General features: G+C 67.9%; 27 protein-coding genes. 10 read left to right on the top strand and 17 right to left on the bottom strand.

Going from position 1 to position 24679, the window contains the following annotated elements; all coding sequences use genetic code 11:
- Positions 1-23: 23 nt before the first annotated feature.
- From LGM42_RS00700 to LGM42_RS00655, 10 genes are all read right to left on the bottom strand, one after another.
- Positions 24-851: an aspartate dehydrogenase gene (locus LGM42_RS00700; protein WP_226231295.1), complete on the bottom strand. Its 828-nt coding sequence runs from the start codon at positions 849-851 to the stop codon at positions 24-26.
- Entirely contained in the window at positions 844-2511 is a 1668-nt protein-coding gene (locus tag LGM42_RS00695; RefSeq protein WP_059584887.1) for a thiamine pyrophosphate-binding protein, read from the bottom strand. Before LGM42_RS00695 ends, LGM42_RS00700 begins: the two co-directional genes overlap by 8 nt.
- Complete coding sequence (locus tag LGM42_RS00690; protein ID WP_226231294.1) at positions 2504-3301, bottom strand: SDR family oxidoreductase; 798 nt, start codon at positions 3299-3301, stop codon at positions 2504-2506. Before LGM42_RS00690 ends, LGM42_RS00695 begins: the two co-directional genes overlap by 8 nt.
- Before the next feature lie 157 nt (positions 3302-3458).
- Positions 3459-4319: an IclR family transcriptional regulator gene (locus LGM42_RS00685; RefSeq protein WP_226231293.1), complete on the bottom strand. Its 861-nt coding sequence runs from the start codon at positions 4317-4319 to the stop codon at positions 3459-3461.
- Positions 4316-5206, bottom strand: a complete 891-nt coding sequence (locus tag LGM42_RS00680) for an alpha/beta fold hydrolase (RefSeq protein ID WP_226231292.1) — start codon at positions 5204-5206, stop codon at positions 4316-4318. Before LGM42_RS00680 ends, LGM42_RS00685 begins: the two co-directional genes overlap by 4 nt.
- An 18-nt stretch (positions 5207-5224) precedes the next feature.
- Entirely contained in the window at positions 5225-5752 is a 528-nt protein-coding gene (locus tag LGM42_RS00675) for a cupin domain-containing protein (RefSeq protein ID WP_059584883.1), read from the bottom strand.
- A 34-nt stretch (positions 5753-5786) separates the two neighbouring features.
- Positions 5787-6557, bottom strand: a complete 771-nt coding sequence (locus LGM42_RS00670; RefSeq protein ID WP_226231291.1) for an SDR family oxidoreductase — start codon at positions 6555-6557, stop codon at positions 5787-5789.
- Complete coding sequence (locus tag LGM42_RS00665; RefSeq protein WP_060310752.1) at positions 6550-7620, bottom strand: aromatic ring-hydroxylating oxygenase subunit alpha; 1071 nt, start codon at positions 7618-7620, stop codon at positions 6550-6552. Before LGM42_RS00665 ends, LGM42_RS00670 begins: the two co-directional genes overlap by 8 nt.
- A gap of 60 nt (positions 7621-7680) precedes the next feature.
- The gene (locus LGM42_RS00660; RefSeq protein ID WP_226231290.1) at positions 7681-7992 is read right to left on the bottom strand and encodes a recombinase-like helix-turn-helix domain-containing protein; all 312 of its coding nucleotides are present in this window, start codon (positions 7990-7992) and stop codon (positions 7681-7683) included.
- A 2-nt stretch (positions 7993-7994) separates the two neighbouring features.
- Positions 7995-8312, bottom strand: coding sequence for a non-heme iron oxygenase ferredoxin subunit (locus LGM42_RS00655; RefSeq protein ID WP_059584879.1), 318 nt, complete (start codon positions 8310-8312; stop codon positions 7995-7997).
- Positions 8313-8758: 446 nt separating this feature from the next.
- Here LGM42_RS00655 and LGM42_RS00650 point away from each other — a divergent pair, with 446 nt between their 5' ends.
- Positions 8759-9838 carry a porin gene (locus LGM42_RS00650; RefSeq protein ID WP_060310751.1) on the top strand — a complete coding sequence of 360 codons (1080 nt, stop codon included), beginning with the start codon at positions 8759-8761 and terminating at the stop codon, positions 9836-9838.
- A 107-nt stretch (positions 9839-9945) separates the two neighbouring features.
- On the opposite strand, the gene LGM42_RS00645 is transcribed toward LGM42_RS00650, so the two are convergent.
- The 5 genes from LGM42_RS00645 to LGM42_RS00625 all read right to left on the bottom strand — a co-directional run bounded on the left by LGM42_RS00645 (position 9946) and on the right by LGM42_RS00625 (position 14381).
- Positions 9946-10839, bottom strand: coding sequence for an IclR family transcriptional regulator (locus tag LGM42_RS00645; RefSeq protein WP_059584877.1), 894 nt, complete (start codon positions 10837-10839; stop codon positions 9946-9948).
- A gap of 288 nt (positions 10840-11127) precedes the next feature.
- The gene (gene tecA, locus LGM42_RS00640; RefSeq protein WP_059584876.1) at positions 11128-11607 is read right to left on the bottom strand and encodes a type 6 secretion system effector deamidase TecA; all 480 of its coding nucleotides are present in this window, start codon (positions 11605-11607) and stop codon (positions 11128-11130) included.
- Positions 11608-11971: 364 nt separating this feature from the next.
- Positions 11972-12178, bottom strand: a complete 207-nt coding sequence (locus tag LGM42_RS00635; protein ID WP_059585120.1) for a hypothetical protein — start codon at positions 12176-12178, stop codon at positions 11972-11974.
- Positions 12179-12482: 304 nt separating this feature from the next.
- Positions 12483-13082: an alpha-ketoglutarate-dependent dioxygenase AlkB family protein gene (locus LGM42_RS00630; protein WP_226231289.1), complete on the bottom strand. Its 600-nt coding sequence runs from the start codon at positions 13080-13082 to the stop codon at positions 12483-12485.
- A 153-nt stretch (positions 13083-13235) separates the two neighbouring features.
- Positions 13236-14381, bottom strand: coding sequence for a metallophosphoesterase (locus tag LGM42_RS00625; protein ID WP_059639683.1), 1146 nt, complete (start codon positions 14379-14381; stop codon positions 13236-13238).
- 166 nt (positions 14382-14547) lie between these two features.
- Between LGM42_RS00625 and LGM42_RS00620 the strand changes: the two genes are divergently transcribed.
- From LGM42_RS00620 to LGM42_RS00595, 6 genes are all read left to right on the top strand, one after another.
- The gene (locus tag LGM42_RS00620; protein WP_226231288.1) at positions 14548-14898 is read left to right on the top strand and encodes a hypothetical protein; all 351 of its coding nucleotides are present in this window, start codon (positions 14548-14550) and stop codon (positions 14896-14898) included.
- Between the two features lie 376 nt (positions 14899-15274).
- Positions 15275-15568, top strand: coding sequence for a hypothetical protein (locus LGM42_RS00615; RefSeq protein WP_059639685.1), 294 nt, complete (start codon positions 15275-15277; stop codon positions 15566-15568).
- On the top strand, positions 15565-16614 hold the full coding sequence (gene mdtN, locus LGM42_RS00610; RefSeq protein ID WP_059639686.1) for a multidrug transporter subunit MdtN: 1050 nt from the start codon (positions 15565-15567) through the stop codon (positions 16612-16614). Before LGM42_RS00615 ends, mdtN begins: the two co-directional genes overlap by 4 nt.
- Positions 16595-18637: an FUSC family protein gene (locus tag LGM42_RS00605; protein ID WP_226231287.1), complete on the top strand. Its 2043-nt coding sequence runs from the start codon at positions 16595-16597 to the stop codon at positions 18635-18637. Before mdtN ends, LGM42_RS00605 begins: the two co-directional genes overlap by 20 nt.
- Positions 18624-20168 (top strand): TolC family protein, encoded by a 1545-nt coding sequence (locus tag LGM42_RS00600; RefSeq protein ID WP_124859968.1) that lies wholly within the window; start codon positions 18624-18626, stop codon positions 20166-20168. The genes LGM42_RS00605 and LGM42_RS00600 overlap by 14 nt, the downstream gene beginning before the upstream one ends.
- Positions 20169-20469: 301 nt before the next feature.
- Complete coding sequence (locus LGM42_RS00595) at positions 20470-21177, top strand: MgtC/SapB family protein (RefSeq protein ID WP_060310737.1); 708 nt, start codon at positions 20470-20472, stop codon at positions 21175-21177.
- Between the two features lie 48 nt (positions 21178-21225).
- On the opposite strand, the gene LGM42_RS00590 is transcribed toward LGM42_RS00595, so the two are convergent.
- Positions 21226-21945: an autoinducer binding domain-containing protein gene (locus LGM42_RS00590; RefSeq protein WP_059584867.1), complete on the bottom strand. Its 720-nt coding sequence runs from the start codon at positions 21943-21945 to the stop codon at positions 21226-21228.
- 73 nt (positions 21946-22018) lie between these two features.
- Between LGM42_RS00590 and LGM42_RS00585 the strand changes: the two genes are divergently transcribed.
- From LGM42_RS00585 to LGM42_RS00575, 3 genes are all read left to right on the top strand, one after another.
- Entirely contained in the window at positions 22019-22462 is a 444-nt protein-coding gene (locus LGM42_RS00585) for a DUF4902 domain-containing protein (protein WP_060310733.1), read from the top strand.
- A 209-nt stretch (positions 22463-22671) separates the two neighbouring features.
- Positions 22672-23280 carry an acyl-homoserine-lactone synthase gene (locus LGM42_RS00580; protein WP_059584865.1) on the top strand — a complete coding sequence of 203 codons (609 nt, stop codon included), beginning with the start codon at positions 22672-22674 and terminating at the stop codon, positions 23278-23280.
- A 51-nt stretch (positions 23281-23331) separates the two neighbouring features.
- Positions 23332-24096 (top strand): hypothetical protein, encoded by a 765-nt coding sequence (locus LGM42_RS00575; RefSeq protein WP_226231286.1) that lies wholly within the window; start codon positions 23332-23334, stop codon positions 24094-24096.
- Positions 24097-24300: 204 nt separating this feature from the next.
- On the opposite strand, the gene LGM42_RS00570 is transcribed toward LGM42_RS00575, so the two are convergent.
- Complete coding sequence (locus tag LGM42_RS00570; protein WP_226231285.1) at positions 24301-24591, bottom strand: hypothetical protein; 291 nt, start codon at positions 24589-24591, stop codon at positions 24301-24303.
- Positions 24592-24679: the final 88 nt, after the last annotated feature.

Genomic DNA, 24679 nt, shown 5'->3' with positions numbered 1-24679 from the left:
CGGGCGAACGCTCGATGGTCCGGTCAGATCACGCAGCGGGCCGCGCGGTTGCGCAGCGCGCGGATCGCGCTGTACGCCGTCAGCGCGGACGTCTTCGGGTTGTCGGGCAGCGGCTTGCCGCTCATTTCCAGCGACATCTCGCCGAACGCGCCGCGCGCGGTGATGCGATGCACGTTGCGCGCGACCGTCGGATCGGCGATCAGGCGCACGTGGGTCGCGTCGAGCCCGAGGCCCGCGAGCGCGACCGTCGCCGCGACGTTCGCGTTCTGCGGATAGAGCCGCGCCGCGTCGCGCGCGGTGCCTTCGAAGATCACCTTCTCTTCGGTCATCGCGTGCAGGTCGCACAGTGCCTCGGCCGGTGTGCCGAGCCAGCCGAACGGCGGCTTGCGGCCAACGTACAGCACTTCGTCGAGGCCGCCCTGCTTCGCGGACGCCAGCGCGTCGATGCCGCCGATCGCACCCGACAGGAGGGTCACCGTCGTACCGCCTTCGTCGGCGGCCTGCGACAGCACGTCGAGCAGCGCGAGATCGGACAGCGCGCCGATCGACGCGACCGCGCAGTCGGTACCGGCCTTCAGCAGCGGCACGACGTGATCGACGAGCGCGCTGTGGCCCGCGCATTCGAGCGCGAACTCGGGGCGGCGGGCCAGCGCGTCGACCGACGACACGACCTCCACCGCGCCGCCGAGCGCTCCCTGTACCGCCGCGCGCTGGTGTTCCGGCACGATCACGTGCGCGACGCGCAGCGACGCATCGTGCTCGACCGCGTGGTACACGGCCGCGCCGATCGCGCCGAAGCCGATCATCGCGATGTCGACCGGGGCGTGCGCCCGCTTTTGCCCGTTATGCATACTGGCGCTCCGTCGGCGCTTCCTGCTTCACCGGCGGGCCCGCGAAGGCGGACGCGAACGAGCCGACCGACAGCATGTCGACCTCGACCATCACCGGCCCTTCCTTCGCGATCCCTTCGCGCACGACCGCCTCGGCCTGGTCGAGCGACGTGATCCGGTAGTGCGTGAGGCCGAAGCTCGCGCAGAACTGCGCGAAATCGGGCTGGTGCAGCTGCACGAAGCAGCGGCGGCCGCCGTAGTGCGCGTCCTGGATGTTGCGGATCACGCCGTAGCACTGGTCGTTCATCAGCACGATCATCACGTTCGCGTTTTCCTGCACGGCCGTCACGAGTTCGCCGACGTTGACCATCAGGCCGCCGTCGCCGACGAGGCAGACCGTCTTCGCCGCGGCGCCCGCGAGCGCCGCGCCGATGCCCATCTGGATGCCCTGGCCGATACCGCCGCCGAGCGCATGCACGCCCGAGCGCGGCTCGAAGATCTTCAGCAGGCGGTTGCCCCACGTGCTGTTCGAGATCGTCACGTCGCGCACCCAGTTGTAGTCGCGGCCGACGGCGCCCTGCAGCGTGTCGACGAGCTTCTTGTACGGCCCGAGGCCCTTCGCCACGTCGGCCACCGCGTCTTCGCGGGCCGCCGCGAGATCGGCCGCGAATTGCGGATCGACGGACAGCCGGCCTTCGAGGCGGTCGGCCAGTTCAGCCAGCACGCGCTTCGAATCGCCATGCACGAACAGTTCGTTGCGATAGCCGCGGTTGTCGGCGAGCGCGTCGGCATCGACGCGGAACAGCGGCTGCGGCAGCGCGAGCTTGTACTTCAGCGTCTCGTTGCCGCGCAGGCGCGAGCCGACCACGACGAGCGCGTCGCAGGTCTTGTAGAACGCTTCGACCGACGCATGCACGTTGAACGCGCCGAGCGTCGCCGGGTGATCTTCCGGCAGCACGCCGCGACCCTGCACGCTCGTCACGACGCCGAAGCCGAGCTTCACGAGGCGTTCGACTTCCTCGCGTGCATGGCGCGCGCCGCCGCCGAGCCACAGCAGCGGGCGGCGCTTGGCCGCGAGTGCGTCGGCAAGCTTCGCGACGCGCGCGGTGTCGTGCTCGCGCACCGCGACGTGGGCGGGTGCGAGGTCTTCCGGCCATTCGATTTCGGCCGCCTGGATGTCGATCGGAATCTCGACGGACACGGGGCCCGTCGGCGCGGTCTGCGCGATGCGCACGGCTTCGCGGATCGTCGGCAGCACGGTTTCGACGGTGCGCACGCGGAACGCGGCCTTCGAGATCGAGTCGAGCATCGACAACTGGTCGGGCGCTTCGTGGATGTACGCGAGATCTCGGTCGAGATACGGCGTCTCGATCTGCCCGGTCACGTGCAGGAGCGCGGTGCCGGCCGTCAGTGCCTCGACCATCGCGCCGGCCGCATTGCCGGCCGCCGTGCCCGTGCTCGTGAACGCGACGCCGAGCCCGCCCGATACGCGGGCCAGCCCGTCGGCCATGTTCAGCGCACCGGCTTCACCGCGCGCCCCGACATAGCGGATGTTGCCGCGCGAGTTGATCGCGTCGAGGATCGGCATGTTGTGGATCGAGATGACGCCGAACGCGGTTTTCACGCCGCACTGCTCGAGAAAGGCGGCAATCAGCTCGCCAACCGTGGTTTTTTTAGACATGGCGTGCAAAGCCTCCAGAAACGTCGATATGGCTGCCCGTCGTGTAGGACGACAGATGCGTTGCGAGATAAAAAAGTGCCCAGGCGGCCTCGTCGGGCTTGCCGAAGCGATTCAGCGGGATGTTCTTCTTGCGGGCGAGCGCGCCCGTCCAGTCTTCCCAGCTTTCGCCGGGCTGCGCCTGCGTGTCGTAGCGGCGGCGCCACTGCCCCGACTCGACGATGCCGATCAGGATCGAGTTCACGCGGATGCGCTGCGGCGCCAGTTCGGTCGCGAGCGATTTCACGAGGCTCAGCACGCCGGCGCGCGCCGACGACGTCGCGACCATGTGCGGCTCCGGCTGCAGCGCGAGCAGCGAGTTCACGCAGGTGATCGTCGGCGCGGCCGCATCGCACAGCAGCGGCAGGAAGGCGCGCGTCGGACGGATGATGCTGAAGTACTTCAACTCGAGTTCTTCGCGCCAGGCGTCGTCGGTCGTATCGGCGAAAGTCGACACGCGGCCCTGGCCTGCATTGTTGACCAGCATGTCGGCACGGCCGAAACGCGTGGACACCGCTTGCGCGAATGCGGTCACGTCGGCTTCGTCGAGCACGTCGCAGCGCGCAGCCAGCAGTCGTTCGCCTGCGTACTTGTCGCGCAGCATCGCTTCGGCGCGGGCGAGGCGCTCGCCGTCGCGGCCGCAGATCGCGACCGACGCGCCCGCCTGCAGGAACCGTTCGGCGGTCGCGAGGCCGATGCCGGACGAACCGCCCGTCACCACCGCCACCTGCCCGGTCAGATCGATCTCAATCATGTCGTCGGCCCTCGCCGGGCCGCCCCTAGAGGGCCGGCGGCCCCCTCGGGGGGCAGTGAGCAAAGCGAACGTGGGGGCTGTTTCATCAGTCGCCGGGCCGCCCCAAGAAGATTGACCGCCCCGTCGGGGGGCAGCGTGCGAAGCATGCGTGGGGGTCTCATTTCAGTCCTAAAGCTTTCATGAACGTGTGCTCGTCATCCGAGCGGTAATTGAGCCGCCGCGACAATTCCGCCGCCGCGCGCTGTACCTTGTCGATCAGCCCGTCAGCGATCAGCGCCGCGTCGATCTCCGGCCTCGGCACCGTCACCGTGATGCACGCGACGATCTTCTGCGTCTCGTTGCGTACCGGCGCCGTGACGACCGAGATCCCGCGTTCGAACGACGAATTGCTGACGCCGTAGCCGCGCAGTGCGTCCTCGCGGATCACGTCGTACAGCGCGTCGACCGTTTCCGGCGTCGCGCTCGTCATCCGGTTCAGCACGCGTTCCGGATACAGCGCATGCAGTTCCTTCAGCGACAGGTCGCCCATCAGCACGTGGCCGTGCGTCGTCGCATGCGCGGGCAGCCGCGTGCCGACGTTCACGCGGATCGAGCTGAACACCGGCGACTGACTCTGCGCCTTCGCGACGAACACCACGTCGCGGCCGTCGCGAATCACGATGTGCGTCGTGAAGCCGGTCGCATCGCGCAGGCTCTCGATCACCGGCAGGCCGAGATCGGTCAGCTCCAGCGAGCTCAGGTATTCGAAGCCGAGCCGCAGCACCGCGATGCCGAGCTTGTAGTTGCGATCCTTGTCCGCGCGTTCGAGAAAGCCGAGCGATTCGAGCGTCTGCAGCAGACGGAACACCGTCGTGCGCGGAATGCCGAGTCGCTTCGACAACTCGGGCGCGCCGAGCACGGGCTCCCGCGGCGAGAATTCGGCGAGGATCCGCAGCCCGCGTTCGAGGCCCGGCACCACGTAGCTGGCTTCGGCCTTCGCGTTGTCTGCGTCCTGCCGTTGTTGCAACGGTTCGCTCATTCCAGCCCCCGTTGACGATCGCATTGGCGGCAGAAGCCGTCGATCAGCGATGAATAAACGGCCGGCTGTTCGACGTAACCCGCATGACCGGCCTGCGGAATCACCTGCAGCCCGACGTGCGCGGCCGCGGCGATCCGCTCGCACGCAGCCGGCGGCGTGATCGCGTCGTTCGCGCCGACGGCCACGGCCGTGCGGCCGCGAAAGCTGGCGAGATCGGCCGCGAGATCCGCGTTCGCAAGCAGATGCGTGGCCTGCGCATAACCTTCCGGCACGATGCGCGCCATGTTCCAGCGCACCCACGCGCGTGCCTCCTCGTTCGCGAAACCGGACAGCATGTTGCCGCTGCGCTGCTCGGCGAGCCCGGCCGGGCCGAGTTCCGCGAGCATCGCGAGCCGCGCGTCGCGGCGCGATTCGCGGGTGTCGGCCGGTGCGCTGCCGTAGCCGCCGGCGGGCGACACCAGCAGCAGGCCGGCGATCCGCGCGGGCATCACACGGGCGAGACCGCCCGCGATGATCGCGCCGAGCGAATGGCCGACCAGCACGCAGCGTTCGATGCCGAGTGCCTCGAGCCACGCGTTCAGCGATGCCGCGTAATCGGCGGCGGCAGGCGACGCGCCGTGCACGGGCGTCGACACGCCGTAACCGGGCGCATCCCACGCGAGCACGCGGCGCGATGCGCCGAGCGTGTCGAGCTGGCACACCCACGATGCGGCGCCCGAGCCGATCCCGTGCAGCAGCACGGCGGGCAGCGCGCGGCCCGCATGCCGCGCGCCGGCCTCACGGTAGCCGATCGTGCCCGCCGCGCCGGCTACGCAACGCTGTTCGGGAAACTGCCCGAGCAGCGCGGCGAACGCCGCGGTGCGGTCGCGTTTGTCGATGACACTCATTGCTTCACCCGCCCCGTCTCAGCGCTTGATCTTCGCGAGCGGCGAATCGGGCGGATACGTCGGCGTGATCGGCTTCGGCGAACCGAGCATCACGCACATCAGCGCATCTTCCTCGCCGATGTTGATTTCCGTGCGATACACGCCCGGCGGCACCGAGATCAGGTCGCGCTCGCCGAGGACCGCTTCCCAGGTCTCGCCGTCGCGCTCGCAGATCACCTTCATCTTGCCGCGCAGCACGAAGAAGATTTCCTCGACGTCGATATGGATGTGGCTCGGGCCGATGTTGCCGGCCGGGATGACCATCGTCGAGAACGTGAAGTTGCCGGCCGGCACCGTGTTGACGTCCTTCGCGACGCCCGTGCCGCCCGTGCCGACGTAGCGCATCTGCGCACGGCGGTACTTCGGGTCGTAGTCGGCCTGGAATTTCAGCGCGTCCCAGTCGTAGCGCCGCGTCGCGTAGCGCGCGACGCGCCCTTCCATCCAGTCGTTGAAGCTTGTGCCTTCCGGCTGGTCCCACGACTTGCGTTCGAAATCGGCGTCCGCCATCGTCCTCTCCTTCATTCCGAGTGAAAACTTCAATTCAGTTCATTACGAAGCCGCCGTTGACCGGCAGCAGTTGACCCGTGACGAAGCGCGCGCCGTCCGACAGCAGGAACAGCACCGGGCCCGTCACGTCGCCGGGCACCTGCGCGCGCGTCAGCGCACGGCCCTGCAGGTAGAACGCATGGCGCTCGGCCGGTACGTAGGCGGTCGCCTCGACTTCGGTGAGCCCTGGCGCGATCGCGTTGACCGTCACGCCGTGCGCGCCGAACTCGCGTGCCTGCGCATGCGTCATCGCGATCACCGCGCCCTTGCTCGCGACGTACGCGAGCAGCTTCGGCGCGCCCCACAACGCGGTATCCGACGCAAGATTCATGATCGCGCCGCGCCCCGACTGAGCGAGGTGCGGCAGCGCTGCATTGCTGACGAGCCACACGCCGCGCACGTTCACGTTCATCACGGCGTCCCAGGTCGCCACGTCGAGCTCCGTCGACAGCTTGCCGCCCGAGTTCGTGATCGCCGCGTTGTTGATCAGCGCGTCGATGCCGCCGAGCGCCGCCGCGCCCTGCGCGACGAAAGCGTCGATGCTGGCCGGATCGGCAAGGTCGAGTGCGAAGAAATGCGCGGCGTGGCCGGCTTGCGTGAGCTGCGCGGCGAGCGCGCGGCCCTCTTCCGCGAGCACGTCGCCGAACGCGACCTGTGCACCCGCTTCGACCAGCGCCTTCACGAACGCCGCGCCGAGACCGCGCGCGCCGCCCGTGACGAGCACGCGGCGACCGCGCAATGCCACGACCGGAGCGAACTCAGCCATTCGCGTGCTCCGAGGCGGCATGCGCCGCACGATGCGCGTCGAGCGCGGACAGGTGTTCCTGCGCACGCTGGCGCAGCATCCGGCGCACACGTGTGATGCCGACGTCGTGCTGGTACAGGTATTCGTGATCGCGCGCATGCGGCGCGAGGCTTTCGAGGACGTAGCGGTCCTGCTCGAGCACGTCCCAGTGCAGGCCTTCGAGGCGGTTGCGGTACATGAAGCGCCACACGTCGCGCTGCCAGCCGCCGACCTTGCGGGTACGCCAGAAATAGACCTGGCAGTGGTCGCCGTCGACCGGCGTCGCGAAGCCGATGATCCCGAAGTTGCCGCCGGGGCCGAATTTCTGCTTGTACGGGATCGCGAGGCGCATCCACAGGCAGCCCGTTTCGCCGAGCTCCACCCAGTCGAAGTTCACGTCGCGCTGGCCGATCTTCTCGAACATCAGGCCCGTGTCCGTCTTGCGCACGCGCATGTCGGCCTGCTTGTCGCCTTCGGCCATCGAGTGCGACGTCGCGTGCAGATACGCGCCGTGCATCGGGTCCATCACGTTGTCGATCGCGTACTGGTAATTGCACTTCCAGTTCGACACGCACAGGAAGTGTGCGTATTCGTCGGCGACCAGTTCTTCCGGCAGATTCAGCGGCGCCGGCTCGCCGTGCGCTTCGTCGCCGAACCACAGGAAGATCGCGCCGGCCTTCTCCTCGACCGGATACGACTTCACGCACTTCGTGCCTTCGAGCGGACAGTTCGATACCGCCGGCACGCGGTTGACCGTGCCGCCGCCGTCGACTTCGATGCCGTGATACCAGCACGCGATGTTGCCGCCGAGGTTCCAGCCGAGCGACAGGCGCGCGCCGCGGTGCGGGCAGCGGTCTTCCAGCGCGTGGACCTTGCCGTCGTGATCGCGCCACAGCACGATCTGTTCGGACAGGCGCGTGAGGCCGACGGGCGCGTTCGACACCTGCCAGCTCGGCGCGACGGGATACCAGTAGTTCTTGATGCCGCGATCGAGGTAGTCGCGGACCGGGTCGTGTTGGGTTTCGTGTTGGTCGGGGGACGTCATCAGTGTGCTCCGGATGCGGTTGTCGGGTCGGCGCTCAGGCGCGCGGCGCGGTCGGCGCGTTCATTCCGCCAGCGAGGCCATTTCGGCGCGGAAACGCTCAGGTGTCCAAACCGTGCCGTCCGGCGCGCGAAAGCCGATGCGGTTCAGCCCGGCGACGACATCGTCCAGCTCCATCGCGCCGCTCTCGAACACGCGTTCGAGCGCATCGCCGAGGTCGTTCTCGTACTGGGTGGGTTCGGCCTTGCGGTTCTGCCAGACCAGGTTCTCGACCTGGCCGGGGATCTCGATCTGCCCCTTGCCCGCGACGTTGTTCGGCTGCGGCGCCACCCACGGCTTCAGGAAGGGATTGAAGTTGACGGTCGCTTCTTTCATGTTCAGTCCACCTTGATCTGGATTTCCTCGCCGGCGAGGCGCACCGCGTACTGCTTCAGCGCGCGCCCGCCCGGGCCCTTCAGGCATTCGCCCGTCTTGATGTCGAACACGGCCTCGTGCAGCGGGCATTCGACCGTGCCTTCGTCGACGAAGCCCTGCGTCAGCAGCGCATACGCATGCGGGCATACGTTCTCGAGCGCATACACGTCGTCGCCGACGCGGTAGATCCCGATTTCCACGCCGTCGGTCCGCTTGAACTCGATCGGCGTGTCTTCCGACAGCGCGCCGGCGTGACCGGCACAAATCCATTGCTCAGACATCTCGCACCCTTCCTTCTGATCGACTCTCGGTTTGTTCCGTTTTGTTCCATATCAGGAACATCAGTTTATGGATGGTGATTATAGGAGCGACTTTCCGCGAGCAAAATAAAAAGCTGCATGTCCTAGGGAAAACACCGACGCACAGTTCGACCGCTCCGCTCATCTACCTTATCGAATGTAATTTTTTGTTGTTTGACGGGGGTTTATCGGTTTTCCAAAGGCATCAGGCCTTGCTGTACGGCCTCACGGGAGCACTCATCCGTCCCGAAAAATTTATTTTTGATCGAAGGCTCCGCGCCCCTATACTCCATTCCATCAGAGGCACGATGTTCCTTATATGGAACATACAAATGCCCGCTCGACGATATGCACCCGCGCGACGGCCGGCCGTCCCCGCGCAGGCCGTCGCAACACGTTTTCATCAGGTTGGAGAGTCAGGAGATCAAATGGTCAAGCATGCGGTAGCAGCGGCAGTCATCGGAATGGGTGCCGCGTCGGGCGCGTGGGCGCAGAGCAGCGTGGTGCTGTACGGCAGCATGGACGCGGGTGTCTCGTACGTGAACAACGTCGGCGGCCACGCGAAGTGGGCGATGATCCAGGGCAATACGCAGCCCGACCGGTGGGGCCTGAAAGGCAAGGAAGATCTCGGCGGCGGGCTGTCGGCGATCTTCCAGCTGGAAAACGGCTTCTATACGAACAACGGCCAGTTCGCGACCGCGAACACGATCTGGAATCGCGCGGCGTTCGTCGGCCTCGGCGCCGAGCGCTACGGCACGCTGACGCTCGGCCGCCAGACGCCGCTGGCGTTCGACTATCTCGACCCGCTCAGCACCGCGTACCTCGCGATGAGCTGGTACGCGTTCCATCCGGGCAACATCGACGGGCTCGCCGCGACCGGCAACGTGCCGTACAACAATTCGATCAAGTATCGTTCACCGACCTTCGCGGGCTTTTCGGCCGCGGCGACGCTCGCGCTCGGCAACACGACGAACTTCTCGACCGGCAAATCGGTCGGCGTCGCGCTGAACTATGCGAACGGGCCGTTCAAGGCGTCGGCCGTCTACTCGAACGAGCACGATCGCTCGCTCCTGATCGGCCAGACGGGCATCACGTCGTTCCAGGGGCAGAACACCGCGAACGGTTATCTCGCCAGCAAGGTCGAGAACATCGGCGCGGGCGCGTCCTACCAGATCGGCGACTTTCTCGTGCACGGCCTCTACACGCGCGTGAAGATGCAGTCGAACGGGTTTTCCGACACGTTCCAGAGCTACGACGCGGGCGTGAACTACCGCAGCAGCGCGTTCAACACGATCGCGGGCGGCGCGGCAACCACGACGCTGGCCGGCCGCCGCTGGACGCAGGTCGAACTCGGCGACATCTACGCGCTGTCCAAGCGCACGCAGTTGTATGCGAACGTGCTTTATGAACACGCTTCCGGCGGCGCAAAGGCCGCGTTCTTCACGGCCGGCGTGTCGAGCACCGCGAACCAGGTGATCGTGCTGACCGGGATTCATCATTCGTTCTGAACGCGTTCGGGCACCGGGCTTCGGCGCACGAGAACGACAAGAGCGGCCCGCGGGCCGCTCTTGTCGTCTGCAATGCTGCGCGCCGCGGCCGGATCGATACGCGAGCGTCAGAACATCGCGACCTTGTGGCGCGCATGCGCGAACGTCGGGTCGCTTTCGAGCGGACGATAGTTCAGCCGTTGCGACAGGTCGACCGCCGCACCGCACACGGCCTCGACGAGCCGCTCCTTCTCGCCGGCCTCGCCGATCTCCGAGCGCGGCACCGTCGCGGTGATGGCCGCGACGATCGAGCCCGAATGATCGCGCACGGGTGCGGTCACGGCCGAAATGCCGCTCTCGAACGCGGCCTCGCTGACCGCATAGCCGAGCCGAGCGTAATGACGCACGCGTTCGTACAGTTCGTCGACGGTGCCGGGCGTGCGCTCGGTGAACTGTTCGAGTTTCTTCTCCGGATAGAGCTGCCGCATCGCATCGCGCGTCAGGTCCCCCATCAGCACGTGGCCGTGCACGGTCGCATGCGCGGGCAGGCGCGTGCCGACGTGCACCTTCACCGAACCGAACATCGACGCATTGCTCTGCGCCTTCGCGACGAACACCACGTCGCGCTGGTCGCGGATCAGCAGGTGCGTCGACAGGCCGGTCGAATCGCGCAGCCGTTCGAGCACGGGCGTGCCGAGATCGGTCAGTTCGAGCGAATTCAGGTATTCGAAGCCGAGCCGCAGCACGCCGACGCCGAGCCGGAAATAGCGATCGCCGTTCACGCGTTCGAGAAAACCAAGCGCCTCGAGCGTCTGCAGCAGGCGGAACGTCGTGGTGCGCGGAATGCCGATGCGCTTCGACAGTTCCGGCGCACCGAGCACCGGCTCGCGCGCGGAGAATTCGGCGAGGATCCGCAACCCGCGTTCGAGCCCCGGCACCAGATAGGACGAAGCGCCGCCCGACGATTCTTCGTCGCCGGGCGCCGCCGGATCGGGTGCACCGCTCATCGTTGTCTTGACCATGTGGACATGGACGGAAGGAAATCGGTCACGAAACAGGTCATCGATCGTCGTGGATATTCAGTCATGCTACCTCAGTGCGCGCGTGGGCTCGCACCGGCGCGCGGCGCCGCGACGCAGCATGCGCGTCCACGCCACCATGACGCGTCATTCAAGGTCGAGAGGATAGCAGCGTTGGACCGCGCGACGCCATGCAGAAATCGCCGGACGCCAGCGCGCTGACCGCACGGCGCCCGCCCACGGCACGCGGCCGGACGACGGCCAGCAGCACGGAACTTGACGTCGGACCGCCTACAGGCGCGACAGATAAACACGAATGGTCGTGCGGTCGTACGCAAAACCGCCGGCCGGATCCGGCTGCAGCACGCGTGCCAGATCGACCGGATGCAGCCAGCCGGCGCCCAGCAGGCCGCCGTTGATCCCGCGGATCCGGGTGCCGCCGACGGCAATCGCCGCGTGAAAGACATTCGCGCCGCGAGCGAAGCCGACCGCGGTGCCCGCCGGAATGCTCGCGCGCCCGTCCCATTGAGTGCCGGTCTCGAAGTTGAAGCGCGTCCTCCACGACTGGCCGATCGTGTCGAGCAGCGCCGCGGGCGTGATCATCGCGTCCGCGCGCAGCAGATACCGCACGTAGGCCGCGGCGTCGTAGCAGACGCCGCCGGACATGTACTCGTCGATGTTCGCCATCCCGAACATCAGCGCCTGCGCGTGTTTTTGCCGTTCGGCGATGCCGGATTGGGCGACATGCCCGCCTAATTGGGTCAATTGCACGGATAGCTCCTTTCAGGAAAGCGGGACGTCATTGTCTCGCCGATGCAATAACCTCATATTTTATTACGATATGAATCGGCGTTTTCCACGCTCCCTCGTGCGATACGTGGTTGCACCTGCTCGGGAGGTCATGAGCCGGCGTGCAGACTTTCGCCACGCGTGTCGCCTCGTCGACGCGATGCCCGCGCATCGAAGGCGGCATAGGCATGCCTGTGTCGAACGGCACGGACCATTTGGCACAGCGAATGCCGGCAAACGGTCGCATTTCGCGCCTGGAGAAAAAACGGAAGCAGTCGGAAAAGCGCCGTCCGGCAACGGACGGCACAGAGGAAGGCGATCCTCGCGCCGGATCGCCGCGACGACGTCAGGCCGTCACGGCGGCGTCATATTCGGCGCGGGCAAGCTGGCCAGCGGCGTATGCCTCGGCTTCGCCGCGAAAGCCTTCGCGGCTGAACGCCACGACTTTCACGCCGACGCCGGTCGCCCGCTTCACCGTCAGCGCCCATTGCCATCCGCCGTCTTGCTCGAAGACGTGCAGCGAGGGTTCGAAGGAAGGGTCGAATACGGTCACGCGTTGTGCTCCTGCCCCGTTGCGCGCTGCATCGGCAACGCACGAAGGCATGTCGAAAAGGGGGGCGCGCCGGTGTGCCGACGCGCTTCTGCCATTCCACAGTCTAATCAGCGATTGTTGCGACGCACCATCAGAGGTTTCACTCATCTATCGGAACCGCCCGTTCGATCGAGTCTGACTCAAAGCCTTGCGGGACGGGGCTGAGCGACACGTCGGCCGGCCCGACATCGCGTTCGTGCGGCAACGTGCCGCACGCGCGATGGCTTGGATTGGCCTTTCGCCAATCACGGAAACGGGGTGCGACCTATTCGGCCGCCATCGACACGCGCCGGAAGGTCAGGTTGACGCGCTCGCCCTGCACGCTGGGCGCCTTCGGCACGCGGTGCTGCCATTCGGCCTGCGTGCGTCCGCCCATCACGAGCAGGCTGCCATGCACGAGGCGGTATGCATGCGTGACGCCGCTCGCGCGATGGCGAAGATCGAACACCCGCATCGCGCCGAGGCTCACCGACGCGATCACCGGCGCATCGCCGAGTTCGGGTTCGTTGTCCGCATGCCAGCCGAGGCTGTCCAGCCCGTTGCGATAGCGATTGAGCAGCACGCTGTTGAAACGCACGCCGCACGTCGCCTCGACCGCACGCTTGAGGGCGAGCACGGCCGGCGTCCACGGCTCCGGCACGTTGCGGATTCCGGAGTACACGTACACGGCATCCGGTTCGCCCTGCCACGCGGTGAGCCTCGGCAACGGAATGCGTCCGCGCGGCGTACGGATCGTGTCCTGCCGCCACGCGACCTCGTCGATCAGCGCGGCCAGCGCGCGATCGGCGTCGGGCGGCGCCAGCCAGTCCGGGTACCAGTCCACGTCGGGCACGGGCGTATCAGCGAAGAGATCGGGCGTCGACATGTCGGCAGGAGCGGGCAAGGAACGGAGCGAACGCATGTCTGCATACTAGCCAACGGCGCCGCACGCCGCCATGCGCTGTCATTCCCGACAAAAGGAAACCGCGGGGCGCGCGATGCGCGTTCGCGTCGCGTAACGGCCGTCCTCGGCCACCGGCTACCCGCGTGTCAGCCGAATCAGCGTAATCTCGGACGGCACGCCGAAGCGGTTCGGCGGCCCCCAGTACCCAGTGCCGCGGCTCGTATACAGCCACATGTCGCCGATGCGGTTCAGCCCGCCGATCACCGGCTGCTGCAGACGCACGAACGGCGGCCACGGCAGGAACTGGCCGCCATGCGTGTGTCCCGACAACTGCACGGTAAAGCCCGCGCGGTTCGCCGCTTCCGCGCTGCGCGGCTGGTGCGCGAGCAGGATCTTCGTGCCGACGTCGGGCGGCGCACCGGCCAACGCCCGCTCGGGATCGCTGCGATGGGCGGGATCGAAGCCGCCGGCCGTGAAGTCGGTCACGCCCGCGAGCACCGCCCGCGCGCCGCCGCGCTCGATCAGCACGTGCTCGTTCAGCAGCACGGTCAGCCCGATACGACGAAATTCGTCGATCCACGCATGCGCACCTGCGTAGTACTCGTGGTTGCCCGTCACGAGGAAGGTGCCGTGCCGCGAGCGCATCTCGCCGAGCGGCGCCGTGTGTTCGCGCAGGCGCTTGACCGAACCGTCCACCACGTCGCCCGTCACGACCACCAGGTCGGCGTCGAGCGCATTGACCGCGCGCACGATCCGTTCGATGTAGGGCCGCTTGATCGTCGGGCCGACGTGGATGTCGGACAGTTGCACGATCGTCAGCCCGTCGAGCGCGGCCGGCAGGCCGGCGACCGGAATCGACACGCGCTTGACCGCCGCCGTGCGGCGCGCGCCGACGAACCCGATCGCCGTCACGAGCACCGCGGCCGCCAGCACGCCGAGCGCCGTGTCGGGCGCCGCGCCGCTCCATGCGCCGTCATGCCCGAGATGTCGCCACGCGAGCACGCCGAGCAGCACGATGTCGCGCAGGAACGTCAGCACCAGCAGCGACGAGAAGAAGCCCATCGCGAGCGCGCCCGCCCAGCCGACCAGCGTCGCTGCCCACCCTTCGTCGAAGCGGCGCGAGAACATCCCGACCGGAATCAAGACGACGAAACTCGCCAGCACGAGCGCCGCGATCGTGCGCGCGAGCGGCGACACGAACGCATCGGGAATGATCCGCATCCCGACGTACAGATGGAACAGCACGCCGATCGCAATGAACCGGACAAAGAAACTTCGCATGGAATGCTCACCTTCGTTGCACGACCGCTTCCGCGACGCGCGCCGCATCGGGCCGTGATGCCCGGTGCCGCGCGTCGCACCCTACGCACGATGGTACACAGATCCCGGCCGCGACGACGGGTCGCGGCCGGCGGTGCGGCGCCGCTGTCTCGTCGATCATCCGCACGTGACGATCGACATGCAGGAACGGGTGAGCCCCGACATCGTGCGCGCTGCGCAGGCAGGCTTGATCGACGTCGGCATCGTCGCCGGCGACGTGCTGCGCATGCTGCGCAGGCGCATCCAGGTCGGCAGCTTCGAGACGGCCTGCCGAATGATCGAAGCAAAGGTCGGCGTGCTGCCCGAAGGCACCGCGCGCCGTCATGCGAAGACGATGGCGCCGCGCCTCGTCGCGCTCGAAGACGACTGGACCGAGCGCCGGCTGCGGATCTGCGTCGCCGATCTCGATGCGCCTCCGCGTTTCGCGCGCGATTTCGCCGGCCTGCTCGTCGAGGACGGCCGCGGCCAGCCGGACTGATTCGCATGCGTTCGAGCGGCAATCAGCCGTTTGCGCGCCGATTGCCGCTGCGTCGACATGGCAAACCCCGCTGCACGATTTCATCTGACGATCCTTGACAGTCCGTTCGCAACCCTGCACGAGCGGGTGCTGGCAGAATCGCGGCGGTCCGATCATCGCTGCCGACACGCACTGCCGGACCGTCCGGCATGACCGATGGCGCGGCCACGATCGGCCCCGCCCCTGCCGTGGACGCGCGCCGGATCGCTGGCGATCCGCATTACGCTGATTTATGATCGGCCCCGTATCCTGAAATCGTCGTCGCGGCCCGGCCGGTCGCGATGATCCGCATTGCGCCGCGCCCGGCATCCACCCCCAACGTCGAGCTCGTCACACCATGAGAAAAACAACGCCGCGCGCGCCGCTGCGTATCGCCGCCGTCCTCGCGCCCGCCCTGCCGCTCGCGGGCTGTGCATCGCGCGGCGCGCCGTCCTACGTGCTGTTCGGCGCGTACTTCCCGTTGTGGCTCGTCAGCGCGATCGTCGGCATCGTCGGCGCGATCGTCGCGCACCGCGTGTTCGTCGCGACCGGCTGGGCCGCGACGGTGCCCTACCAACTCGCCGTCTGCACCGCGATCGGGCTCGTGGTCGCCGTGCTCGTCTGGCTCACCGGCACGGGACCGTTCGCATGAAGGCCGCCGGCATCGCCCGCCCCTCCGTCAAAGGCCGCGTCATCGCGCTCGCGATCGTCGCGCTCGGCATCGCGGCGCTCGCGTACGCGTACCACCGCACGACGGCGTACCCGTCCACCGACGACGCGTCGATCGACGCGGACGTCGTGCACGTCGCGTCGCCGGTCGGCGGCCGCATCGTGCAGCTCGCGGTGCATGAAAACCAGCGCGTCGCGAAAGGCGACCTGCTGTACGTGATCGATCCCGTACCGTACCGGCTGACCGTCGCGCAGGCGCAGGCCGATCTCGAACTCGCGCGCGCGTCGCTCGACACACGCCGCCGTTCGCTGATCGGCGAGCGTTCGAACGCGTCCGTCGCCGCCGAGCAGGTCAAGCGCGCGACGCAGAACTACGATCTCGCGACGCGCGACGTGAACCGGCTCGCGCCGCTCGCCGCGCAGGGCTACGTCAGCGCGCAGCAGTTCGACCAGGCGAAGGTGCGCCAGCGCGACGCGTCCGTCTCGCTCGCACAGGCGCGGGAACAGCAGCGCGCGTCCGCGCAGACGATCGGCGACGACGCCGACGCGATCGCGACGCTGCACGCGCGCGAAGCGGCGCTGGCCCGCGCACGGCATGCGCTCGACGATACGGTCGTGCGCGCGCCGCACGACGGGCTCGTGACGGGCCTGAGCGTGCTCCCCGGCGAAACGCTTGCGCCGAACCAGTCGATCTTCACGCTGATCGACGCGAGCGAATGGTTCGCGGTCGGCAATTTCCGCGAAACGTCGCTCAATCGCATCGCGGTGGGCGACTGCGCGACCGTCTATTCGATGATCGACCGCGATCGCCCGATGACGGGCAAGGTCGTCGGCATCGGCGCGGGCATCGCGGACAGCGACCGCATCAACCTGCCACGCTCGCTGCCGATCGTGCAGCGCTCGGTGAACTGGGTGCACGTCGCGCAGCGCTTCCCCGTGCGCGTGAAGCTCGACGAACCCGACGGCAAGCTCGTACGTGTCGGCGCGAGCGCGATCGTCGAGGTCCGGCATGGCTCAGCCTGCCGCTGACGTCCGCTCGCCGGGCCCGCGCGAAGTCCTGCGGCTGCTCGCGCCGTTTCCGGGGCGCGCGGCCATGGCCGTGCGCGTCGCGCTGATCTGTGCGCTTGTCGTGCTCGTGACGAGCGGATACGGCACACCCGAAGCCGCGATTTCCGCGTATGTCGTGTTCTTCCTGAACCGCGCCGATCGCGTGACGAGCGCCGTGCTCGCGGTCGCGATGCTGTTGCTCGTCACGCTCGTGATCGCGCTCGTGATCGGCGTCGCGATCTTCAGCATCGAGTATTCGGTGCTGCGCGTCGCGTGCATGGCCGTGCTGTCGGTCGGCCTGCTCTACCTGACGTCCGCCAGCAAGCTGCGCCCGGTCGGCGCGATTCTCGCGATGATCGTCGGCTTCGGACTCGACGAGCTGGGCCTGGCGCCGGTCGGCGAAGCCGCGACGCGCGCGCTGCTCTATGCGTGGCTGATGGTCGCGATCCCCGTCGGCGTCGCGATCGTCGTCAACCTGCTGATCGCACCGTCGCCGCGCAAGCTCGCGCACGCGCAGCTCGCGAAACGGCTGCGGCTCGCCGCGCGGCGGCTGCGCGGCGACGACGGCGCGCGCGACGCGTTCGATGCCAGCCTGCGCGAAGGCGACAAGCAGCTGCTCACGTGGCTGAAGCTGTCGAAGTTCGAAGGTTCGTCGCCCAGTGCCGATGTCGTCGCGTTGCGGCAGGCCGTCGCGTCGAGCACCGCGCTGCTCGTCGCGGTCGCGCTTGCGGATCGCGAACCGGCGGCGCGGCTGCCCGACGCATTCGCCACGCCGATCGCGGCGACGCTCGACGAGATGGCCGCGATCCTCGAACAGGGCGGCTATCCGGTCGACGTGACGCTCGCGCTGCCGGCGCCCGATGCACTGCCGCCGCTCGCACGTGTCGTCGCGGCGGACCTGCACATCGCGATCACGCAGTTCGCGCAGCCGCCCGCAACCGACGCACCGGCCGTATCGGCCTCATCAACCGATACCGCCGCCGACAAACCGGCGGAACCCGCCGCACCACCCGCCCCGCGCGGCGGCTTCTTCCTGCCCGACGCGCGCACCAATCCCGACCACGTCCGCTATGCGCTGAAAACGACGGCAGCGGCAATGTTCTGCTACCTGCTGTATTCGCAACTCGACTGGTCGGGCATCCATACCTGCTTCATCACCTGCTACATGGTGTCGCTCGGCTCGACCGCGGAAACGGTCGAGAAGCTCACGCTGCGCATCGCCGGCTGCATCGTCGGCGCGCTGATCGGCACCGCCGCGCTCGTGTTCGTCGTCCCGTCGCTGTCGTCGATCGGCGAACTGATGGCGCTCGTCTTCGCCGGCGCGTGGCTGTCCGCGTGGGTCGCATTCGGCTCGCCGCGCATCGCGTACGCGGGTTTCCAGGTCGCGTTCGCGTTCTTCCTGTGCGTGATTCAGGGCGCCGGCCCCGGCTTCGACCTGACGCTCGCGCGCGATCGCACGATCGGCATCCTGCTCGGCAACGTCGTCGTGTATCTCGTGTTCACGCGCATCTGGCCCGTCAGCATCGGCAAGCAGATCGACTCCGCGTTCGCCGCGCTGCTCGACCAGTGGCGACGCATCGCGCAGATCGCCCAGCCGGCCGAACGGCGCGCGCTGGCCGCCGAAGCGTTCGCCCGGCACGGCGCGATCTCGCAGGAGCTCGGCCTGATCCATTACGAGCCGTCGTGGGTGCGGCCGACCGCGACGTGGGTCGCCACGCGACGGCGCGCACTCGCGGAACTCGATGCGCTCGAAGGCCCGCTGTTCCTGCTCGCCGAACGCAAACCCGGCGACGCGGCGATCGGCGCACAGCTTGCGCGCGTGGCTGCGCCGGGCGATGACGAAACCACGCCCCGCGCGAATGCCCCGGCGCCACCTTCGAGCACCACCCCCACCGACCCCGCACGCGACGCGCTGCTGAACCTGATCGACACACGGCTCGCGCACATCGCCGACGCCGCCCGTCAACCCACACCGAAGGAGCCTGCCCCTCATGCGCGTACCTGAACCGCCGGCCGCCCCGATCGCCGCCGCCGCGCTCGCGACCGCCGTCGCGCTGGCCGGCTGCGCGACGTCGTCGATCGATCTGGCGCCGGAGGCGTCCGACCGCCCGTGGCAGCCGCAAACGTCGGCCGCGGGCGACATCGTGGCGGCGCCGCCACGCGCCGCCGTGCAAGGTGTGCACGACTACACGCTGCCCGCGTCGCCGGCGCTCGCGTCGGTGCCGCCGCCGGCCGCGCTCGATGCCGCGCATGCGTACACGCTGCCGGAACTGATCGATCTCGCCGAATCGGCCAATCCGCTGACCCGCATCGCATGGAACGACGCGCGCAACGCGGCGCTGGCGGTCGGCCTCGCCAAGTCCGCATACCTGCCGCGCCTGTCGGCGACGGCGATGGGCGCGTACCAGGCGAACCACGGCTCGACGTCGACGATCCTCGGCGATTCGTCGAGCAACACCACCGTGCACGGGACGATTTCGGCGCTGTCGCTGCAATGGCTGCTGTTCGATTTCGGCGGCCGCGCGGCGCGCGTCGAAGCAGCCGAACAGGCGTCGATCGCATCGAACGTCGCGTTCACGGCCGTGCACCAGCAGGTGATCCACGACGTGACGGTCTCGTACTACCGCTACGAAGCCGCTCGCTCGCGGGCCCTGAGCGCGCAACAGGGCCTCGCGAACGCGGATGCGATTCTCGCGGCGTCCCGTGCACGGCTCAAGCACGGCGTCGGCACGGTCGTCGAGCTCGCGCAGGCGACGCAGAACCGCGCGCAGGCGAACCTCGCGCTCGTGCAGGCCAACGGCGCCGAGAGCGACGGTTACCTCGCGCTCGTCTCCGCGCTCGGCATCTCGCCGCTGTCGAAGCCGACGATCGCCGCGTTGCCGCAGCGGCCGCTGCCGCCTGCGCTCGGTTCGTCCGTCGACGCGATCGTGTCGGACGCGATCGCGCGCCGCCCCGACCTGCAGGGTGCGTTCGCGCTCGAAAAGGCCAATCGCGCGAAGATCAAGGCGGCGCAAGCCGCGTTCATGCCGAAGATCTTCCTGTCCGCGTCGACGTCGTATGCCAGCGGCGGCACGGCCATCTCCGCGCTGCCCGCGATCGGCGACCAAGCGCCCACCGTCAACCTGAACGGCAGCCGCTACGGCGGCGGCGTGTTCCTCGGCGTGACGATCCCGCTGTACGACGGCGGCCTGCGCTCGGCCGTGCTGATGCAGGCGCGCAACGACGCGGAAAGCGCATCCGCGCGCCTCACGCGGACCAAGGAGGAAGCGGTGCGCCAGGTCGTCGCCGCGCAGAACGCGGTGCAGACGAGCCTCGCGTCGCACGACGCCGCGAAGGCGCTCGTCGATGCCGCGCAAACGAGCTACGACGCGGCGCTGACCGCGTACCGGAACGGCGTCGGCTCGGTCACCGACGCGACGATCGCGCAAAGCCAGTTGCTCGCCGCGCGCAACGCGGAAGTCGACAGCTATGCCGGCGCCTTGTCGGCCGCCGCCGCGCTCGCGCTCGCGACGGGCACGATCGGCTCGGCGCAGTAGCGCCGCCAGGCGGTTGACGCGGCCGCGCGCCGCCTACTAGAATGCCGCCCATTCTTCCTTCAGGAACCATCGTGGACAGTTGCAGCACTCCGTTGCGTGCGCCGCTTGCCGCCTGAACGCCTGTCCGCCGCAGTTCTCCTGCCCCGGCTCGCGTTCCGCGAGCCGCACGCCATCCGTTTCACATTTGAATGACGCATTCGCACGGTACAGTACCGCGCGATGACGGCTGACGCCGCGTCGCCTTCGGCCTTGCGCCGCGGCGACGCGAGCCGGCACGCGCTTCTTGCACGGCAGGACAACCATGACTTTCGATTTCGCACTCCGTCTTTTCACCGCGTTCGCCTGCGGCGTCGCCATCGGCCTCGAGCGCCAGATGCGCCAGCGTACGGCCGGCCTGCGCACCATCACGCTCGTCGCGAGCGGCGCATGCCTGTTCGTCACGCTGGGCGTGCTGACCGGCAACGGCGTGGCGGGCGTCACGCAGATCGCCGCCTACGTCGTGTCCGGCGTCGGCTTTCTCGGCGGCGGCGTGATCATGCGCGACAAGGGCTCGATCCAGGGCATCAACACGGCCGCGACGCTGTGGTGCTCGGCCGCCGTCGGCGTGCTGGCCGGCTCCGGCCACTACGTGCCCGCGCTCGCCGGCACGGGCGTCGTGCTGCTCACCAATACGGTGTTGCGCGGCGTCAGCCAGGCGATCAACGCGACGCCCGTCTCGAACGCCGACCTCGTGCGCGAATACCGGATCACCGTGATCTGCCTCGCTGCCGACGAAGTCCACATCCGCACGCTGCTGTCGAACGCGATGTATGCGAAGCCGCTGTCGTTCCAGAGCCTCACGAGCGAAGACGTGCCCGACCAGCCGGACCGGCTGAAGGTCACCGCGACGCTGAAGCTGCATCCGAAGGATCAGCAGAAACTCGAGCAGATCGCGAGCCGGATGAGCATGGAGAAAAGCATTTCCAGCGTGAGCTGGACGGCGAAGGAAGTGGAACCGATGATGGAGTGAGCCGCGTGGCGGCAGCCGCCTCCGGCGGCGCCGTCGCGCAACGTCAAGTCACGGTGCTTCGATGAGCCCGGCCGAGATCGCCTTGACGACCGCCTGTACCTTGTTGGTCGCGCCGAGCTTCTCGAGGATGTTGTTCACGTGGAAGTTGACCGTCCGCTCCGAGATGCTGAGGATCTGGCCGATTTCACACGCGGTCTTGCCCTCGGCCGTCCAGCACAGCACCTCGCGCTCGCGCGCGGTCAGCGTGACGCCCGCCGCGGGCGACAGCTTCGGCACCATGAAGCGGCTCATCAGCGAATGCGACAGGTTCGCGAGCCAGTTGGTCTGCAGCGTCAGCATGTTGATCTCGGCCGGCGTGAGCCGGTCGGCATGACGGGCGATGCTCAGCAGACCGAACGCACCGCGCGCCGCCCAGCTCGACTGCGCGACGCCCACCGACAGCCCGAAATCGCGCGCGTCCTGCCACAGCGGGCACGGGTCGATGTTATCGACGTCCGGCCAGACGATCATGTTGGTGCTGAGTGCGCCGTCGCGAACCGTCGAATCGATCTCGATATAGTTCCGCGCCTGGTAGTGCGCCATCCAGCCGTCCGGATAGGTATTGAAGATGGCGACCGCCGGCTTCGAAACGGGCAGCGGTACGCGAATGCCGTAACAGCAGTATTCGAATCCCAACCGCTTGGAATAGGCAGCGATCCGCTGGAAGAGCTGCTGCTCGTCTTCCGCGGCGCTGAATTGTTGGTAGGCATCCTGCCAGCGCAGTTCCATTCTTTCTCCGACAACGTCACGCTGTCATACTTGTCAGGTTCCAGCACCCTTTCGAGGCTGATACATTCCGCGCATGACTTCACCCTTGCTGCACCCTGTCCCCGGCCCGTCCCCGGACGGCTACGTACGCCTGTCAGAAAGCGCACTGGCCGCCCTCGTGCTCGACCATGTCGAGAGCGGCCTCGACCCGTCGCTGCTGGCCGAACTGCGCGACAACGCGATCGACGCGCGCCTCGCCGGCTATACCGAATGGCATCGCGCGGCCGGTGCCGGCGTCGCGTACGTGACGGTCGGCTGGGACTGGTACCTCGAACGCGCGACGGGCACGTTCGTGATCGCGGGCGGCGATGTCCGCAGCAACGTGATGGCCATCGACGCCAAGGGTGCCGACATCGGCATGTTCCGCACGGCCGCCGCGCTCGCCGCGCGGCTCGCCGCCATCGACTGGCCCGCCGCGGTCGCGTCGGCCCTCCTCGGGCACAACGACGCCTATCATGCCGGTCCGACGCTCCAGTGACAACTGGCTGCGCATTCCTCTGACGATATTGCAAGACTGGCGCTCTTTATAAGCAAAAGCGGCCCGGTTTTCAATCCCGTCGATCAAGAAACCGTTACCACGTCCCGGATGGCGTCCATCGACGCCACCCTGTAAGAGTTACCAGTTACAGGCTCCTCGTGCCGCGCGCTGTAATGCACGCATACAAAAGCACAGATCCGAGGACATCCATGCAGACCTTCGTTCACGAGGAAGGGCGGTTGCCACACGAACTCGCGGCGGATCTAGGGCGCTATCGGCGCCGTGTGTTCGTCGAACAGCTCGGCTGGGCGCTCCCGTCGGCGAACGAAAGTTTCGAGCGCGACCAGTTCGATCGCGACGATACCGTCTACGTGTTCGCACGAAACGCCGCCGGCGACATGTGCGGATGCGCGCGCCTGCTGCCGACGACGCGCCCGTACCTGCTGAAGTCGCTGTTCGCCGACCTGGTCGCCGAGGACATGCCGCTGCCGCAATCGGCCGCCGTCTGGGAACTGTCCCGATTCGCGGCGACCGACGACGAAGGCGGGCCCGGCAACGCCGAATGGGCCGTACGCCCGATGCTCGCGGCCGTCGTCGAGTGCGCGGCGCAGCTCGGCGCGCGGCAGTTGATCGGCGTGACGTTCGCGAGCATGGAGCGGCTGTTCCGCCGGATCGGCATCCACGCGCACCGCGCCGGCCCGCCGAAGCAGGTGGACGGGCGTCTGGTGGTCGCATGCTGGATCGACATCGATCCGCAAACGTTTGCCGCACTGGGCATCGAGCCCGGGCAGGTCGCCCGGCAAGCTATCGCCGCCTGAGCCGGAACACGCGTTTCCGTCCAGACGACATCGTAACGAAGGAGAACCAACGTGGACCAGTCTCAGGTCTTTCGCGCGATGATGCCCGGGTTGACGGGCGCCGGCGGCGCCCGCATCACGGTCGCCTATCCGTCGTTTCCGAGGCCGTTGCCGCTCGTGCGGCTCGACCGCCGCGGGCTCGTGTTTCGCGCCGCCGGCGCCGCGCCGCTCGTATGCGGGCTGCCGCGCCCGGCAACCCTGCTGGTCGGGGACGAGCCGCTGTGCTCGCTGCGCCTCGTGATCCGCGACATCGCCGCGACCGGCGACGGCCGGCACGACCTGACGATGCAGCCGTCCGGCGCCGCCGGCGACGAACTGCTGTGGCACGCATTGCGCGATCGGGCTCCGTACCGGCGGATCCGGCACCCGCTCGCGCCGGTCGATCGGCCGGACGCCGTCGATGGCGAACCGCATGCGGCGGCCGGCGAAATCGCGTCACGCCCGTCGCGCAGCGCGGCTTTTCGCCTGCCCTGCCACAGCGACGCGCTGTTCTTCGCCGACTGGCTCGAATATCACTTCGACGAACTTCGCGCGCTGTCGCAACAGCACGGGCCGCAACTGCAGCTCAATCAGCTCGAACGACAGGTTGGCGAGGACGAGGTTGGCGTGCGCTTCGTCTACGACATCGATGGGCATGCGACGCGGAACGCACTGACTGACTGTGCGCGTGAGGCGTGTGCATGGATCGAGACGGAGATGCGCAGCAAATATGCGCTGCCCGTCGCGCAACACCGGTTCGGCGCGTTTGCGGCGCATGCACGGGCCGGCGGCGTGTGAATGAAGCCGTGCCGCGCGCCGCCGGCGGGCGGGCTGCGCAGCGGCAAGTTGTGCGGATACAACAAGGGCTTGCAAGCGTTCGGGTTTTCCCTTAAATTTACGTCTGTCTCCTCCATGTCTCCAAACATGGATTCAGCCCGCTCAAGCAGCGGGCTTTTTTATTGCCCGAACGGTTTTCGGGGCGATATCCCGCCCCATGTCAGGCTAACCCGCTGGACGCACGCTGGCCGGGCGTAGCCAGTAGTGATGCACCGCAATGATCAGCGCGACCATCACGACCAGTATCAGCAGCAGGTACAACCAGCCCTTTCTGGTCGTCGGCAGGTCCGTCACGGCGCCGACGTCGCCCGTCAGCGCCGCCAATGCGACCAGCGCCAGGCCGGCCAGTACGAACGTCCCTTTTGCCACCCATCCGAAGCCAACCTCCACTCCGGCCGCCCATCGCGACCGGCGATAAGGTCCGGCAACCGGCCGGCGAAGATCGGGCTTACCCATTCGTCACGTCCGGCCTGGTACGCGCATACGGCACCGAAGTATCGCCCGACTTCATTAGGGAACAGGAACATTCTCAACAACCGGCGCA

This window comes from Burkholderia sp. AU39826 (assembly GCF_020419965.1).
GTDB classification, from domain to species: domain Bacteria; phylum Pseudomonadota; class Gammaproteobacteria; order Burkholderiales; family Burkholderiaceae; genus Burkholderia; species Burkholderia semiarida.
The sequence above is the reverse complement of the archived record's forward strand: the minus strand, read 5'-3'. Positions and strand labels throughout refer to the sequence as shown.